At 62.5% G+C, this 15,100-nt stretch carries 8 protein-coding genes; all 8 read left to right on the top strand.

The features are described from left to right. The coding region (locus NJ75_RS24705; protein WP_039331464.1) for a beta strand repeat-containing protein at positions 1 to 3,589 on the top strand (3,589 nt) is incomplete at its 5' end. A 38-nt stretch (positions 3,590 to 3,627) separates the two neighbouring features. After that, complete coding sequence (cysS, locus tag NJ75_RS03465; RefSeq protein WP_052241909.1) at positions 3,628 to 5,109, top strand: cysteine--tRNA ligase; 1,482 nt, start codon at positions 3,628 to 3,630, stop codon at positions 5,107 to 5,109. 64 nt (positions 5,110 to 5,173) lie between these two features. Beyond that, positions 5,174 to 6,112, top strand: a complete 939-nt coding sequence (locus NJ75_RS03460; protein WP_039331463.1) for a D-2-hydroxyacid dehydrogenase — start codon at positions 5,174 to 5,176, stop codon at positions 6,110 to 6,112. Between the two features lie 162 nt (positions 6,113 to 6,274). After that, positions 6,275 to 7,930, top strand: coding sequence for an acetolactate synthase large subunit (locus NJ75_RS03455; RefSeq protein WP_039331462.1), 1,656 nt, complete (start codon positions 6,275 to 6,277; stop codon positions 7,928 to 7,930). A 123-nt stretch (positions 7,931 to 8,053) separates the two neighbouring features. Next, on the top strand, positions 8,054 to 9,490 hold the full coding sequence (locus tag NJ75_RS03450; RefSeq protein ID WP_039331461.1) for an aldehyde dehydrogenase family protein: 1,437 nt from the start codon (positions 8,054 to 8,056) through the stop codon (positions 9,488 to 9,490). 254 nt (positions 9,491 to 9,744) lie between these two features. Further along, positions 9,745 to 11,094, top strand: a complete 1,350-nt coding sequence (locus NJ75_RS03445) for a cytochrome c family protein (RefSeq protein ID WP_236727049.1) — start codon at positions 9,745 to 9,747, stop codon at positions 11,092 to 11,094. After that, positions 11,094 to 13,082, top strand: coding sequence for a GlcG/HbpS family heme-binding protein (locus tag NJ75_RS03440; RefSeq protein WP_052241908.1), 1,989 nt, complete (start codon positions 11,094 to 11,096; stop codon positions 13,080 to 13,082). The genes NJ75_RS03445 and NJ75_RS03440 overlap by 1 nt, the downstream gene beginning before the upstream one ends. Then, a complete protein-coding gene (locus NJ75_RS03435; RefSeq protein WP_039331459.1) occupies positions 13,082 to 15,100 on the top strand; it encodes a hypothetical protein in 2,019 nt (672 codons plus the stop codon). The genes NJ75_RS03440 and NJ75_RS03435 overlap by 1 nt, the downstream gene beginning before the upstream one ends.

Raw genomic sequence — 15,100 nt, 5'->3', positions numbered from 1 at the left:
GCTGGCAGGCGGGACGATCACCGGCGGCACGCTCGATGCCGGCACCAGCATCGCCGTGACGGCAACCGGCGCGCTGACGCTGGCCTCGGCAACGTCTGGCACGACGATGACGCTCGGCGCCGACAGCCTGCAGGCAGGCACGCTCGATGCAGGCGGCGATCTCGGTATTTCGACTGCCGGTGGCGTCTCGCTGACCGACCTGCGGACGGGCGGTGCAGTTTCGATCGATGCGGCAGGCCTCGATGCGCTCAGCCTGACCGGCGATGGCAACCTGACTTTGACAATCGGTGACAGGGCAGAAATCGGTACTGTGTCGGTGTTCGGGACCTTCAACCTTACCGCCGCGTCATTACTGCTGGGCACGAGCAGGTCCGGTCTGGACAGCGTGCTCGCAATTTCGGGGAGCGCCCAGATCGGCAGCATCTCGGCGGGGCTGGCTGATACCGGTCAGAATCTCGTGCAGGTCGTGGTGCAGGCGCTGGGCAACTCCTACACTGGCGGACAACTGTTGCCGGTATTCGATGTCTTGCAGGGCCAGACCTTTACTGTCTCGTCATCGACAAACGACCTGTGGAGCGCCGGGCCGCTGCCGCGCTTCTCTGACGCGGATGGCTTGATCGCGTTCCGCCTGTCTACCGCCCAGGACGACTCGGGCATCCAGCCGGGAACGCAGATTGGCGCGCAGTTCGGCTCGTTGACGATCGGTAACTTTACGGCACCATTCGGTGCGCTGGTAGGCGAGGTTGCAGGACAGAGAGTTCTTGTCGGCGCGAACGGCACGATCACGGCACCGGCAACGGGAACCCTTTCGGTTGGCTACTGGGATTCGAATTCCGGCGACAATACCGGCAGCATATCCTTCAACTTCGGGCTGGGGGCAGGAAGCGGTGGCCCGGCGAGCAACCCGGCCAGCGTCACCGTGACGACCGGCTCAAATCTCACGATCGGCACCGCCAAGGCCACATCTGCCATCACTCTTGATGCTGGGGGCGCTCTTCAACTCGGCAGTGCCGATGCAGGAACGGCGATGTCGCTGGTCGGCAATACGATTGATGCTGGAACACTCACTGCGGGGAGCGACATCACGATCGCCAGCACGGGAGCAAGCCTGATTGATACAGCCACTGCGGGCGGGATGTTCACCGCCGCTACCGGTGCACTTGATTTCAATATGATCGATGCTGCGAGCGATGCGCAGATCCGATCGCTCGCCGGTACGCAAGGTGGTGATCTCATCGCAGGCGCGAACATCACCATCGACGACGATGGCGATGTCTCGATCAGTCGTGCCACCGCAGCGGATACAGTCGCCATCGCAACAGGAGGCGCGCTTTCCTACGGCAGCGTCGACGGAAGCAACGTGACCATCAATGCCGCATCGGCTCGTGGCGGCGCGATGACGGCGCGCACGGGTAAGCTCCGCATTGATGTCGTGGGCGATCTGACGACCGGCCAGCTCATCGCGGGTGGGTCGCTTGAGCTGACTGCCCGGGATGCAACGCTTGCGAGTGCGCAATCCGGCGCAGATTTCTCTGCAAGTGTCCGCTCGCTGAGTGCTCCGGTTCTCGGTGCTTCCGGCAACTTCACCTTGGCAGGTTCGGGTAAGGTGGAGGTCGGCACGGCAACGGCGGGCACCGCTCTCGACGTGACAAGCCAGTCCTTGACCTTCACCCGGATGTCGAGCGGCGGTTCGTTGGGCGTCATCACCAGCGGGAACGTGGTTGGCGGTGATCTTGTCGCCACCGGGCAGATCCGGATTGCCACTGGAACCGGCAGCTTCACCTATGGCCGGATCGAGGGTGGGGGCATTGCGATCAGCGGCCGGACGGTTTCGGGAGGGGCTTTGTGGGCACGCACCCTTGATCTCGCCATCTCCGTGAGCGGCGATGCAAGTCTGGGCGCGATTGCTGCCGCCGGAGACGTCGACGTCGTGGCCGGGAACCTCGGCTTCTCGTCGATCACTGCGGGCGGGGCATTCCGGTCCGCCAATACTGCAATGACCGGGACTTCCATCTCCGCAGGAGGTGACATCGATCTCACCACACAGGGCGATCTTGCAGTTTCGGCGTTGTCTGGTGCGTCCGCGCGGATTTCGTCTCGCGGGATCGTCAACATCTCGGGCCTGCAGCTGACGGGCGCGATCAGCGTCCAAGCCGATGCTGTTGGCCTTGATTCCTTGGGCAACCTGCAGATCATTCGCATCGTCGCCAATGACGGCAACGTCGTTGTCTCGGCGAATGGCTCGATCGGAGGTGGAACCGTCGCCGCGGCGGGCGATATCGATCTGCTTGCGAGAAACGGCAGCGTTATCGTCAGTCATCTGTCTGCAGGATACGACTTTGCCAATGGGGCAGGCCTGCGGCAGCTAGCACTGGTTACACCCGGTGTGAGGGGGCAAGGGGATATCGATATCGCGGCCAGCGGCGACATCGTGATCAACGACGTGGCAGATGCCGCAGAGACGCTTACTTTGAACGCGGGCAATACAATCCGTGTCAATGGACTTGCCACGGGTGCGAAGATGGACCTGACCTCGGCCGATCTTGCGATTGCGGCCAGCGGTCGACTTGGGGAGGCCACGCATACCAACGAGATAACCTTGCGCAACACCGGGCAGGGGCCACTGAAGCTTGGTGATAACATTGCCTCGGCAGCGAGCGGTTATGCCATCTCGCAGGCGGAATTTGCGAACATCCGCTCTGGAGGAGATCTGACCATCCGCGCCAACCAGGCGCTGCTGGTAGGCGATCTGGCAGTGGCCGCCCAAGCTGGCACAGTGCCGGGCCAGATCGGGGAAAATGGTACACTTTCGCTTGCTTCGGGCGGACTGGCGTCATTCCTCGGTGCATTGAGCATGAGCAATGCCAGCGGTAACAGACTGGCCGTGGACAGTCAGGCCGGAGTGTTCCTCGACGCCGCGACCGGCTCGATCCGCTTGCGTGAAAATGAAGATGGTGGGGGCACCCTGCGGATATCGGGGACTGGCATTGCCATGGTCACCCGCAGCGCGCTCGAGGACATAGCGCAACTGACGGACACGGCGCTCATCACGGATCGACTTGCCCTGAATGATGGGGTCACTGACGGTCGTACTTTGGTGGAAGCAGATGCGATACAGCTTCGTTCAGACCGCGAGGTTTACATCCAGAACACCTCGCTGGGCACCCGTCTCGATGATCGACGGGGCTTGGTTGCCAAGAGTCTGAGCATTGGCAGTCGTGACGGAGGCCAGCTCGATATCGCGATCAACGGCATCGTGAATGGCGAGGTCGGTGTCGATGCGATCGAGCAAATCGCGTTCGATGAAAGCTTCACCGAGCTTTCGTCGGTCAACGGCTGCGTCATCCTCAGTGCCAATGCCTGCAACAAGTTGCCTTTCGAGATCATCGAACTGCGCGATCTCGTGGAGGAGGTGCTCAAGACCGATCCCGCCGAGAACGCGCTGCAGGTGGTCGACAGCTTCACCAAGACAACGCTCATCCAACTGAACCAGATCGCGCCAGCGGGCTTCGAACCGCTGATCGACGAGCCGGTGACGGGCACGGGCAATGACGATCTGCTTGGTGAGGCGCGCGAAACCGGCGAGTGACTTGACCTGAAGCGGGGGCGCGGGGCAATGGCTGCACCATGTCAGTCCACGGCCCCGCCCCCTTCGCGCCCTCTGCACCGCTCAAGCTGTTCAACAGCCTGACGCGACAGCTCGAGGAGTTCCAGCCCGTCCACGCAGGCGAGGCGCGCGTCTATTCCTGCGGGCCGACGGTCTACAATTATCCCCACATTGGCAACATGCGGGCCTATGTCTTCGCCGACATCCTTGGTCGCACACTGTCGTTCAAGGGGCTGAAGCTAACCCACGTCATCAACATCACCGACGTCGGCCATCTCACCGACGATGCCGATGATGGCGAGGACAAGATGGAGAAGATGGCGAAGGCGCAGGCCCAGTCCATCTGGGACATCGCGCAGCACTACACGCAAGCCTATTGGGAAGACGTCAAGGCGCTCAACATTCGCCAGCCGGCACGCTGGACCATCGCCACGGAATACGTGCCGCAGATGATCGCCTTTGCCGAGAAGATCGCGGCCCGCCACTGCTACGAACTCGACAGCGGCCTCTATTTCGATGTCTCGACCGTGGCCGATTATGGCCGCCTCGCTCGTGCGCAGACCGAGGACGGGGAGGGTCGCATCGAAGCAGTCGAAGGCAAGCGCAACGCCGCCGACTTCGCCATCTGGCGCAAGACACCGCCGGGTGAGAAGCGCCAGATGGAGTGGGATTCGCCATGGGGCAAGGGCGCTCCTGGCTGGCATCTCGAATGTTCGGTCATGTCCGGCGAAGTGCTCGGTTTCCCGTTCGACATCCACACCGGCGGCATCGACCACCGTGAGATCCACCATCCCAATGAGATCGCGCAAAACCAGGCGTTTTGCTGCACGAATGGGCTGGACCTCCCCGCAAATTCCGGCGCTCGGGTCTGGATGCACAACAACTTCCTGGTCGAACGGTCAGGCAAGATGAGCAAGTCGAGCGGTGAATTCCTGCGGCTGCAGCTCCTGATCGACAAGGGTTACTCGCCGCTGGCCTATCGCCTGATGTGCCTGCAGGCACATTATCGCAGCGAACTCGAGTTCTCGTGGGACGGGCTCTCGGCCGCACTCACGCGCCTCAAGCGCATGCTGATCGCGGTGGGTCAGCTCAAGGAGCGGGCGGGCGAAACGGAGGCCCAGCCCGGTCCACGATTCACATCGTTCCTCGAACGTTTCGATGCAGCGGTGTCGGATGATCTCAACACTCCGGTCGCGCTCACCGTTTTCGAGGAAGTGCTCGCGCTGAAAAAGGTCGATGCGTCGGAAAAGCTTGCGGCGCTGGCAGCAATGGATGCTGTCCTTGGCATCGGTTTGCTCACGCTTGACCGAAAGGCGCTCCGCCTCAGGCCCAAGGGCGTCGAGATCGAAGAGGCTGAAATTGAAGCTGCTCTCGAAGCCCGCAGGGCCGCGCGCGCGGACAAGGACTTCGCCCGTTCCGACGCTCTGCGCGACGAACTGGCCGCCAAGGGTGTGGAGGTGATGGACGGCGACCCGCTCGGCTGGGAATGGAAGCTCGTCTGAACGGGTTTCAATCCGCAATCGATAGGGTAAGTCTCTCGCAAATGTTATTGGGAGAGAGCTCAGCATGACCGTCCTCGTGATGAATGCCGTGGCCGCGCCGCTGATCGAGCCGCACCTGCCAAGGTGGGTGGAGCCGCGGTATTTTCGCAGCGCCGAGGAACTGTTCGAACTGGCACCGGAGGCGGAGATCGGCTGGTTTGACCTCTACCAGCCCGGCGGCATGGACAAGGCAATCCGGCTGGCGACAGGGCTAAAGTGGCTGAACTCGGTCTATGCCGGAGTCGATTTCTTCCCGCTCGATGTGCTTCGGGAGCGGGGCGTGATCCTTACCAACGGCACCGGCATCAACGCTATCACCATCGCCGAATATGTAGTCATGGGCATGCTGACCGTGGCCAAGGGCTATCGCGAGGTAGTGCGCTCGCAAGACCGACACGAATGGCTGCTCGACAGTCCAGGCAAGGTCGAACTGGCCGGCAGCCGCGCGCTGATTCTCGGCTATGGCGCTATCGGCCAGAGGGTCGATCGCATGCTGCAGGGTTTCGATGTCGATGTGGTCAAGGTGCGACGGTCGCAGGGGGAGGGCACGCTCGGTCTGGACGAGTGGCGTGGTCAGCTAGGTACCTTCGACTGGGTGATACTTGCCGTCCCGGCTACGCCCGAAACCGAAGGCATGATCGGCAAAGCCGAGATTGCCGCGATGAAACCCGGCTCCACACTGGTCAATGTCGCAAGAGGCAGTGTCGTCGATCAGGAAGCGCTGATTGCGGGCCTGAAGGCGGGCCGCCCGGGTCACGCCTTTCTCGATGTCGTCACCCCCGAACCCCTGCCGGCAAAGCACCCGCTGTGGGACGTGCCTAATGCCCACATCACCAGCCATCTCTCCGGCCGTGCCCAGACGCGGATGTTCGAGCGTTCGGTCACGCGCTTTCTCGAAAACCTCGCCCGCTTCCGCTCGGGCGAGCCGCTCCAGCCGCAGGTGGATCTTTCGCTCGGCTATTGACGGCGGGGCGTGACAGCGGCGCGCACCTTTGATAGCCATGCGGGCAAGGGCAGGCGCGGGGGCCATAACGACACGCGCCGGGAACTTGCCCTGCGGTCGCATCCAAGTTGGGGAGGGTAACGCAGCCTTGGCCGCGCGTTCCCGTTGATGGAGCGACCAAAAATGGCCGAAGGCAAGAAGGCGTCAGACCTGTTCATCGAGTGCCTTGAGGAAGAAGGCTGCGAATACATTTTCGGCGTTCCGGGCGAAGAGAACCTCGATTTCCTCGATTCGCTTTCCCGCTCGAAAAAGATCAAGCTGATCCTCACGCGCCATGAACAGGGTGCCGGATTCATGGCAGCCACTTACGGTCGCCACACCGGCAAGACCGGCGTCTGCATTGCCACCCTCGGGCCCGGCGCGACCAATTTCGTGACCGCCGCCGCCTACGCCACGCTCGGCGGCATGCCGATGTTGATGATCACTGGTCAGAAGCCGATCAAGAAGTCCAAGCAGGGCCGCTTCCAGATTCTCGATGTCGTCTCGATGATGGGGCCGATTACCAAATTCACCCATCAGATGGCCTCGTCCGACAATATCCCCAGCCGCGTGCGCGAAGCCTATCGCCTCGCCGAGGAAGAAAAGCCCGGCGCAACGCATATCGAACTGCCCGAGGATATCGCTGACGAACACACCGACTCCGTCCCCCTCAAGCGCAGTCTCGTGCGCCGCCCCAACGCCGATGCCAAGTCAATCGCGCAGGCCGTTCACGCCTTGCAGAACGCCAAGGCTCCGGTCCTCGTCATCGGGGCGGGCGCAAATCGCAAGATGACCGGCAAGATGCTGCGCGAGTTTGTCGAGAAGACCGGCATACCGTTTCTCACTACGCAGCTCGGCAAGGGCGTGATCGACGAGCGACACCCCAAGTTCCTAGGTTGCGCAGCGCTTTCGGCCGGTGATTTCGTCCACCGTGCCGTCGAGGACGCCGACCTCATCATCAATGTCGGCCATGACGTGATCGAAAAGCCGCCGTTCTTCATGCGTGAAGGCGGTACGCCGGTCATCCACGTCTCGACCAAGACGGCTGAAGTCGACCCTGTCTATTTCCCCGCCATCGAGGTGATCGGCGATATCGCCAACGCGGTCTGGCAGATGAAGGAAGCGGTCGAGCCAAACCCGGCCTGGAACTTCGATCATATGCTGGCCTATCGCGCTGCCGAGGTCGCGCACACCGCACCGCTCGCCGCCGACACTCGTTTCCCGATCTTCCCGCCGCACCTCGTGCAGCAGATCCGCGATGCCCTGCCTGAGGACGCGATCATCTGCCTCGACAACGGCGTCTACAAGATCTGGTTCGCGCGTGGGTACACCGCCTACCATCCCAACACCGTGCTGCTCGATAATGCGCTGGCGACAATGGGCGCTGGCCTGCCCTCGGCGATGATGAGCGCGATGCTTTACCCTGAGCGCAAGGTCATGGCGATCTGCGGCGATGGCGGCTTCATGATGAACAGCCAGGAGATGGAAACCGCGGTCCGCCTTGGTCTCAACCTCACCGTGCTCATCCTGAATGACAGCGCCTATGGCATGATTCGCTGGAAGCAGGCCAACATGGGCTTCGAGGACTTTGGCCTGACCTACGGCAACCCCGATTTCGTGAAGTATGCCGAAAGCTACGGCGCGCACGGGCATCGCGTCACAAGTTCCGAGCACCTCAAGGAACTGCTCGCCCATTGCCGCGATACGCCGGGCGTCCACCTGATCGATTGTCCGGTCGACTATTCGGAGAACGACCAGATTCTCAACAAGGATATCAAGGAACTGTCCAAGGCACTCTAGGGTTCAGGCGATTCATCATGTCGTCACCCCGGGCTTGACCCGGGGTCCCGCTTTTCCACCTGCGGCGGTTCGATAAATAGCGGGATCCCGGGTCAAGCCCGGGATGACGTTGGAGGTTATCAAGTGTCACAGCTCAAGGACGTCTACCCGCTCTATCTCAACAACAAGGCCGTGCAGCCGAACACCGACCTTGCGGTGACGGACAAGTTCACGGGCGAGATCGCGTTCCGCACCGCGCTCGCCACGCCTGACGTGATCGATGAGGCAATCGCCGGTGCCGTCCGCGCCGCCGAACCCATGGCCAAGCTTGCATCCTACGAGAAGCGCGACGTGCTCGACCACTGCGTCCGCCGCTTTGCCGAGCGCAAGGACGAGCTCGCCCATGCCCTTTGCGTCGAAGCCGGGAAGCCCATTGCCGATTCCGAAGGCGAGGTGGGTCGCCTGATCGACACTTTCCGCATTGCCGCCGAAGAAGCCACGCGCAACTACGGCGAAGTCCAGCCGCTCGATATCAGCCCCCGCGCCAAGGGCTACATGGGCATGTGGAAGCGCGTGCCGATCGGTCCGTGCAGCTTCATCTCGCCCTTCAACTTCCCGCTGAACCTTGCCGCGCACAAGATTGCGCCCGCCATCGCCATGGGTTGCCCTTTCGTGATGAAGCCCGCTTCGCTCACCCCGCTGGGCGCGATCATCATGGGCGAAGTGCTGGCGGAATGCGATATCCTGCCGAAAGGCGCATTCTCGATCCTTCCTGCCAGCCGCGACGGCGCCGACCTGTTCACGACTGATGACCGGCTCAAGCTCCTTTCGTTCACCGGCTCGCCGGGCGTCGGCTGGGACCTCAAGGGGAAGGCGGGCAAGAAGAAGGTCGTCCTCGAACTCGGCGGCAATGCAGCCGTTGTCGTCGACAAGGACGCCGACCTCGAACACGCGCTCGCCCGCATCATCTTTGGTGGGTATTATCAGTCCGGTCAGTCGTGCATCCACGTCCAGCGCGTGATCATCCATGCCGACATCTACAACCAGTTCCGCGACATGCTCGCCGCCAGGGTCAAGACGCTGAAGTCGGGTGACCCCAAGCACCGCGATACCTTCATCGGCCCGATGATCTCGGCCAAGGAAGCGCAGCGCCTCAAGACCTGGATCGATGCTGCAGTGGCTGGGGGAGCCACGCTGCTCGCCGGCGGTGGCTGCGATGGCAACATGCTCGAAGCGACCCTGCTCGAAGGCTGCAGCCGCGATATGGACGTTTATACCGAAGAGGCCTTCGGTCCCGTCGTCATCCTGTCCAGGTTCACGGATTGGGATGCCGCGCTCGAGGAAGTAAACGACAGCAAGTTCGGGCTCCAGGCGGGCCTGTTTACGGCCGACATCCACAAGGTGATGGACGCCTGGGACAAGCTCGACGTCGGTGGTATCGTCGTAAACGACGTGTCCTCCTACCGCGTCGACAACATGCCCTACGGTGGGGTCAAGGATTCGGGCCTCGGCCGCGAAGGGATCCGCTTCGCCATGGAAGACATGTCCGAGATCAGGAACATGGTCATCCGCCGGAAGTGATTTCCGACAAAGAAAGGTGCCTGTCTTTCCGATATGTTTCCAAAGATGCCGATTAGCCACTTGAACCAAGGGGTAAGAGTGTCCTAACCTGAAGATCAACGGGGTCGCATTGCAGCACTTCCGGCAGGAGCTATCGCACAAGGCAAAAGCCGCGCGATATGCAGGGCCGGTGGGGACGAGGGGCAATGCTGGGTACTATCTTGCGAATCAGGCAGCTCGCGGCAACTTGCCGGGCCCTACCGCGCTCCGCCGCCATGGCGATGGCGTTCTGCCTTGTCATGGCCGGAGCCGCCCTCGGTGCATCCTCGCTGGTGTCGCCTTCGCTGCAGGCCCAGGGGACTGCACCGGCGGTCCTGCGCGGCCACGTCGGTGTCGCGTCATGCGCGGGCTCCACTTGTCACGGCCGTAGCGTCGCCGATGGTGCTGTCGTCCGGCAGGATGAACTCATGCGCTGGCAGGAAGATTCCTCGCCTTCGGGTGCGCACAGCCGCGCCTGGCGCGTGATCCAGGAGCCGCGTGGGCAGGCCATCGTCAGGCGGATGGGGCTCGATGCTGCTGGCATTCAGCGTGAATGTGCGGGTTGCCACGCCTCGCCGGGATCTGCGCGTCCTTCCGATGGCGTCGATTGCGAAGCGTGCCACGGTGCTTCTGGCGGTTGGCTCTCTTCCCACTACACCGTCGGCGCCAGCCACGCCCGCAACGTCGCCCAGGGCATGACCGATCTGACCCGCCCACAAGTGAAGGCGCAGGTCTGCCTTGATTGTCATTTCTCCGGCGAGGCCAAGGGCCAGTTCATCGCCCACCGCATCATGGCCGCAGGCCACCCGCGCATTTCGTTCGAGCTGGACCTGTTCACCACGCTCCAGCAGCACCACGATGAGGACGCCGACTACGTTAAGCGCAAGGGCGGCAAGACCAACTCGATGCGCATGTGGGCCGTGGGGCAAGCCGAGGCCGTGAAGCGCAGCCTTGAGCTGTTCAGCCAGCCGGCGCGGGCCATGGATGGCATCTTCCCCGAGTTCACCTTCTACGATTGCCACTCATGCCACCGCCGCATTTATGACGGTGAGGATGGAAACGTCACGGCAATCCGCAATCCCGGCCGCCCCGTCGATCTTGGCACGCCTCCCTATAACGACGAGAACATGATCATGCTTCTGGCGGCTGCGCGTGTCATCGCGCCGGATGCGGCTGCCACGTTCGACGCGCGGGCCAAGGCGTTCCACCGGGCGATGCTGGCGAACCGCGGAGAGACCGTCGCCGCGGCCCAGGCACTGCGCCAGTCTGCCGATGCGCTGTCTGCGCGCTTCGCCTCTGCCAGCTTCACACGGGAGCAGACCTTCGCGATCATGGACTCGATTGCCAGCGACGCGATTGGCGAACGCTTCACTGATTACGAGGGGGCCGTGCAGTCGGTCATGGCTGTCGATACGCTGCTCAATGGTCTCGTCAATCAAGGCATGGTCTCGCCAGGTTCCGCCAGCGGTCTGCGCGTCCAGATCAACCAGGCCTATGCCGCCGTTCGTGATCCGAACGGTTTCCAGCCTCTCTCATTCCGCCGCGCCCTCGGCAGCGCGGTACGATCCATCCGGAGCCTTCGCTGATGCGCATGCCGTTGGCTCTCCGGCAGACCACCGCCGTCGCACTCGCGCTCTCTCTCACTTTGTCTGGGTGCGGCGGTGGTGACTCTGGCTCGGGCGGGACATTCACGCCGACACCTACCCCGACATCGTCTTCGCGTTTTTTCGCTGATCCGGCGCAGGAAGCCCTGACTGTCGCGGAAGTCCAGCAAATAATTGCGCAGGCAGTGGGCGAGGCCAAGGCCCTCAACTACCCGGCGATCATCGCAGTGGTCGATCGTGTCGGCAACGTGCTTGCCGTTTTCCGCATGAACGGTGCTGCAACCCGGATGATCATCAGCCCGCGCACCGCCACGGGCGAGATATCGCCGCGTGAAGTCGATGCGCAGGGGCTCGAAGTCGAAGCGACGATGGGAGCCATTTCGAAGGCTGTCACCGCCGCCTACCTTTCGTCGAGCGGGAATGCCTTTTCCACCCGCACGGCCAGCATGATCGTGCAGGAGCATTTCCCGCCGGCGCCGAATACGCCCGGCCTTGAATCAGGCCCGCTCTTCGGCGTGCAGTTCAGTCAATTGCCGTGCTCGGACCTTTCCGCCCGATTTGCCGCGGGCAATGCCGGAAGCGCCGCCTTTATCGGTCCAAAGCGCGCTCCGTTGGGGCTGGCTGCCGATCCAGGCGGACTCCCGCTTTACAAGAACGGGGTCGTGGTTGGCGGCATCGGCATCATGGCCGACGGCGATTATGCCTACGATCCCGATGTGACCGACGTCGACGGCGATCCGGAAGAATTCATGGCGCTCGCCGGCATCCAGGGCTTCGCACCGCCGGCAGAGATTCGCGCCGATCGCATTCCGGTCGATGGTTCCACGCTGCGCTTTGCCGATGCGCGGGTCGAAGGCCTTCATCCGCTTCAGACCAGTTTTTCCGCAATTAACAACACGGCAGGCACCCTCATTCCCGTGCGTGGCTATTATGATGGCACCGCGGTTCTTGCTGGAACGCCCTATGGAACAGAAGCCAGCGGCATTCGGCGTGCGACCCCGAGCGAGTTCTCGCTGGCCGACGCCTACGTCCTGAGCAACGGGTCTGGCGCAAACCGCTATCCCATCAAGGGCGGGACCGATTCCGCTGCCGTCGGCACGGCTTTGACCGCTGCAGAGGTGCGTGCCGTTCTCGAAGAGGCCTTCACGATCATGACGCGCGCCCGCGCGCAGATCCGCCGCCCCCTCGATAGCCGCGCACAGGTTTCGATTTCCGTTGTCGACACCTACGGCGAGGTGCTCGGCCTTGTTCGCGGGCCTGACGCGCCCATCTTCGGGATCGACGTTTCGCTCCAGAAGGCGCGCACCGCTGCATTCTTTTCCAATCCGGTCGCAGCCGAGCAGCTTCTCGCCAATACCGATGCGGAAATCCCCGCATTCGTGCAGCGTACCCGCGATTTCCTCGGCGATCAGACGGCTCTCACTGGCAAGATCGCTTTCGCTGACCGATCGGGCGGTAACCTGTCGCGGCCCTTTTTCCCTGACGGAGAAGTTGGCCGTCCCCATGGACCGCTTTCTCGCCCGATCACGGATTTCAGCCCCTTGGCCACTGGCCTCCAGATCGCTCTGGTCAAGGCCAACTTGTTGCAGCACGCGGTTTTCGTCGAAGGCTCTCTCAACGCGCGTGACGTGGTTCAGCGCTGCACGGCGGTCCCGGACACCCCTACCGGCAAGAAGCGCATTGCCAACGGCATCCAGATTTTTCCGGGTTCGGTTCCGATCTACCGCAACGGCAAGCTGGTCGGTGCCATCGGCATTTCCGGTGACGGTATCGATCAGGACGACATGATCGCTTTCCTGGGAACGCACAATGGCGGTGCCAAGGTGGGCACCATCGGCAACGCGCCCAAGGAAATTCGGGCCGATACCATCGTCGTCCCGGTCGGCCAGGGCGTTCGCCTGCGCTATGTGAACTGTCCTTTCGCCCCGTTCCTCGATACCACTGACCAGAACGTCTGCGAGGGCAAGTGATGCAGCAGGTCGCTCTCCTTCTCGGCATTACCACGCCGGCCTCCCAGCCCGTCACCCTGCCGTTCCACGTTTTGGCAGCCGTAGACGCGGCTTCTCCCGGTGCGGGCGATCCGCAGGAGGCGGCGAACCCGCAGAGCGATGCCGCGGCCGGGCAGGAAGCTGCTCCGCTCCCGGGTGGTGAAACCGATGCCGATGGTGCGCTGATCGATGGGCGTCGCCGCCCCGGCTTCAACAAGCAGCTTCCCGAGAAGGTCGAGCAGGACAATCCCGGTGCGGTCAATGCTCCGCCGCCGGAAGCCTTCTACGACAAGTACGATGGCGAGGGGCCCGTGGGCGATCTCGGCCTTGATGTGGCCCTGCCTGACCGCTGGCGTATCATGTCTTCGCTCTGTCCACAGACGGACAAGGCGACCGGCAAGAAAGACCGCTCGCTCTACACGCTATTCCCGAAGCTCGAATACGTCTGTCATTCGCAGCTCGATCCGTTTCATCATAACCTGCTCAAAGGCGATCGTCCCCTGGCGCGGGGCAAGCGCCCCGGTTTCCTGAAAGGGGATGACTGGTATCTGCTGGCCGGCGCGGTTTCCGATACGGTGGTCGAGCCGCGTAGTTTCCCGATCCCGGTCGGCAACCAGACCACGACCAATCCCAACGCGATTGACGTCTTTGGTCGTAGCCACAGCCTGGTGCTGTCGCAGACCTTCATCGCCAGCCTCTCGCTGCTCAAGGGCATGACGGCCTACAAGCCGCCCGTGGTCGAGTATCGCATTGCGGTGGCTGGCAACATCAACCACGTCGAGGTGCCGGAACGGCGCGTCCTGTTCGTCGAACCTTCAAAGGGAACCAAGCGTACCGATGGCTTCATCGGACTGCAGGAAGCCTTCATCGATTATCACATCGGCCGGTTCGATACGAAGCGCTACGATTTCATATCCTTGCGTGCAGGCATCCAGCCGATGCAGTCGGACTTTCGCGGGTTCCTCTTCAACGACAATCAGTTGGGCGTGCGCCTCTTCGGCAACCGCGACAACAACCGCGTGCAGTTCAACCTCGCCGCGTTCTGGCGGCTGGAGAAGGAAACCAATTCCGGGCTGAACGACGTCAGCCGGGCGCCGCGCAACGATTGGGTGTTCATGGCGAACCTCTATCGCCAGGACTTTCCCGTTGTCGGCCTGACCAGCCAGGTCTCCGTCACCTACAACATGAACCGTGAGCGCAACGACATCACGGTCGATACCAATGGCTTCCCGGTTCGCCCGGCGCTGATTGGTGATCTGCGCGGTCGCGAGTACGACGTGGTCTATCTCGGCTATGCTGCAGACGGCCATATCGGACGCCTCAACCTCACCGCGCAGGCCTACGCTGCACTGGGCGAGGACCGGAACAATTTCCTCACCAGCCGCGCGGCCGAGATCAAGGCGTTCATGGCCGCTGCCGAAGTCAGCTATGATTTCGACTGGACCCGCGTCCGCCTTTCCGGCCTCTGGGCAAGTGGCGACAGTGATCCTTATGACAAGACCGAAGGCGGTTTCGACGCCATCTTCGAAAATCCCCAGTTCGCAGGCGCGGACACCAGCTACTGGATTCGCCAGACGATCCCGTTCGCCGGCGGTGGCCGCAACATCTCGGTCAATGGTCGCAACGGCATCCTGAACTCGCTTCGCTCATCCAAGGAGCAGGGGCAGTCCAACTTCACGAACCCGGGTACGATGCTGCTTGGTCTGGGTACGGATTTCGACCTCACTCCAACTGTGCGGGTCTCGACCAACCTCAACCATCTCTGGTTCGAGAACACCAAGATCCTGCAAGTGCTGCGCAACGAAGGTTCGATCCCGCGCGACATTGGCTGGGATGCTTCCGTCACGGCAATCTGGCGGCCCAACGCCTCGCAGAATCTCGTCTTCCGCCTTTCGGGCGCCGTGCTCGATCCAGGCGCCGGCTTTGACGATCTCTTCGCCCAGATGGGCAAGGCAAGCCGCTTCTATTCCGTCCTCGCCAACGCGACCCTGGCCTTCTGA

Origin of the sequence: Novosphingobium subterraneum (assembly GCF_000807925.1) — a bacterium.
GTDB classification, from domain to species: Bacteria; Pseudomonadota; Alphaproteobacteria; order Sphingomonadales; family Sphingomonadaceae; genus Novosphingobium; species Novosphingobium subterraneum.
This window is presented reverse-complemented; position numbering and strand designations above follow the sequence as displayed.

What these genes read in the sequence shown, in the direction of transcription:
- NJ75_RS03435 (WP_039331459.1), top strand. Translation starts at nt 13,082, where the DNA reads ATGCAGCAGGTCGCTCTCCTTCTCGGCATTACCACGCCGGCCTCCCAG.
- NJ75_RS03455 (WP_039331462.1), top strand. Translation starts at nt 6,275, where the DNA reads ATGGCCGAAGGCAAGAAGGCGTCAGACCTGTTCATCGAGTGCCTTGAG.
- NJ75_RS03460 (WP_039331463.1), top strand. Translation starts at nt 5,174, where the DNA reads ATGACCGTCCTCGTGATGAATGCCGTGGCCGCGCCGCTGATCGAGCCG.
- cysS (WP_052241909.1), top strand. Translation starts at nt 3,628, where the DNA reads ATGTCAGTCCACGGCCCCGCCCCCTTCGCGCCCTCTGCACCGCTCAAG.
- NJ75_RS03445 (WP_236727049.1), top strand. Translation starts at nt 9,745, where the DNA reads ATGGCGATGGCGTTCTGCCTTGTCATGGCCGGAGCCGCCCTCGGTGCA.
- NJ75_RS03440 (WP_052241908.1), top strand. Translation starts at nt 11,094, where the DNA reads ATGCGCATGCCGTTGGCTCTCCGGCAGACCACCGCCGTCGCACTCGCG.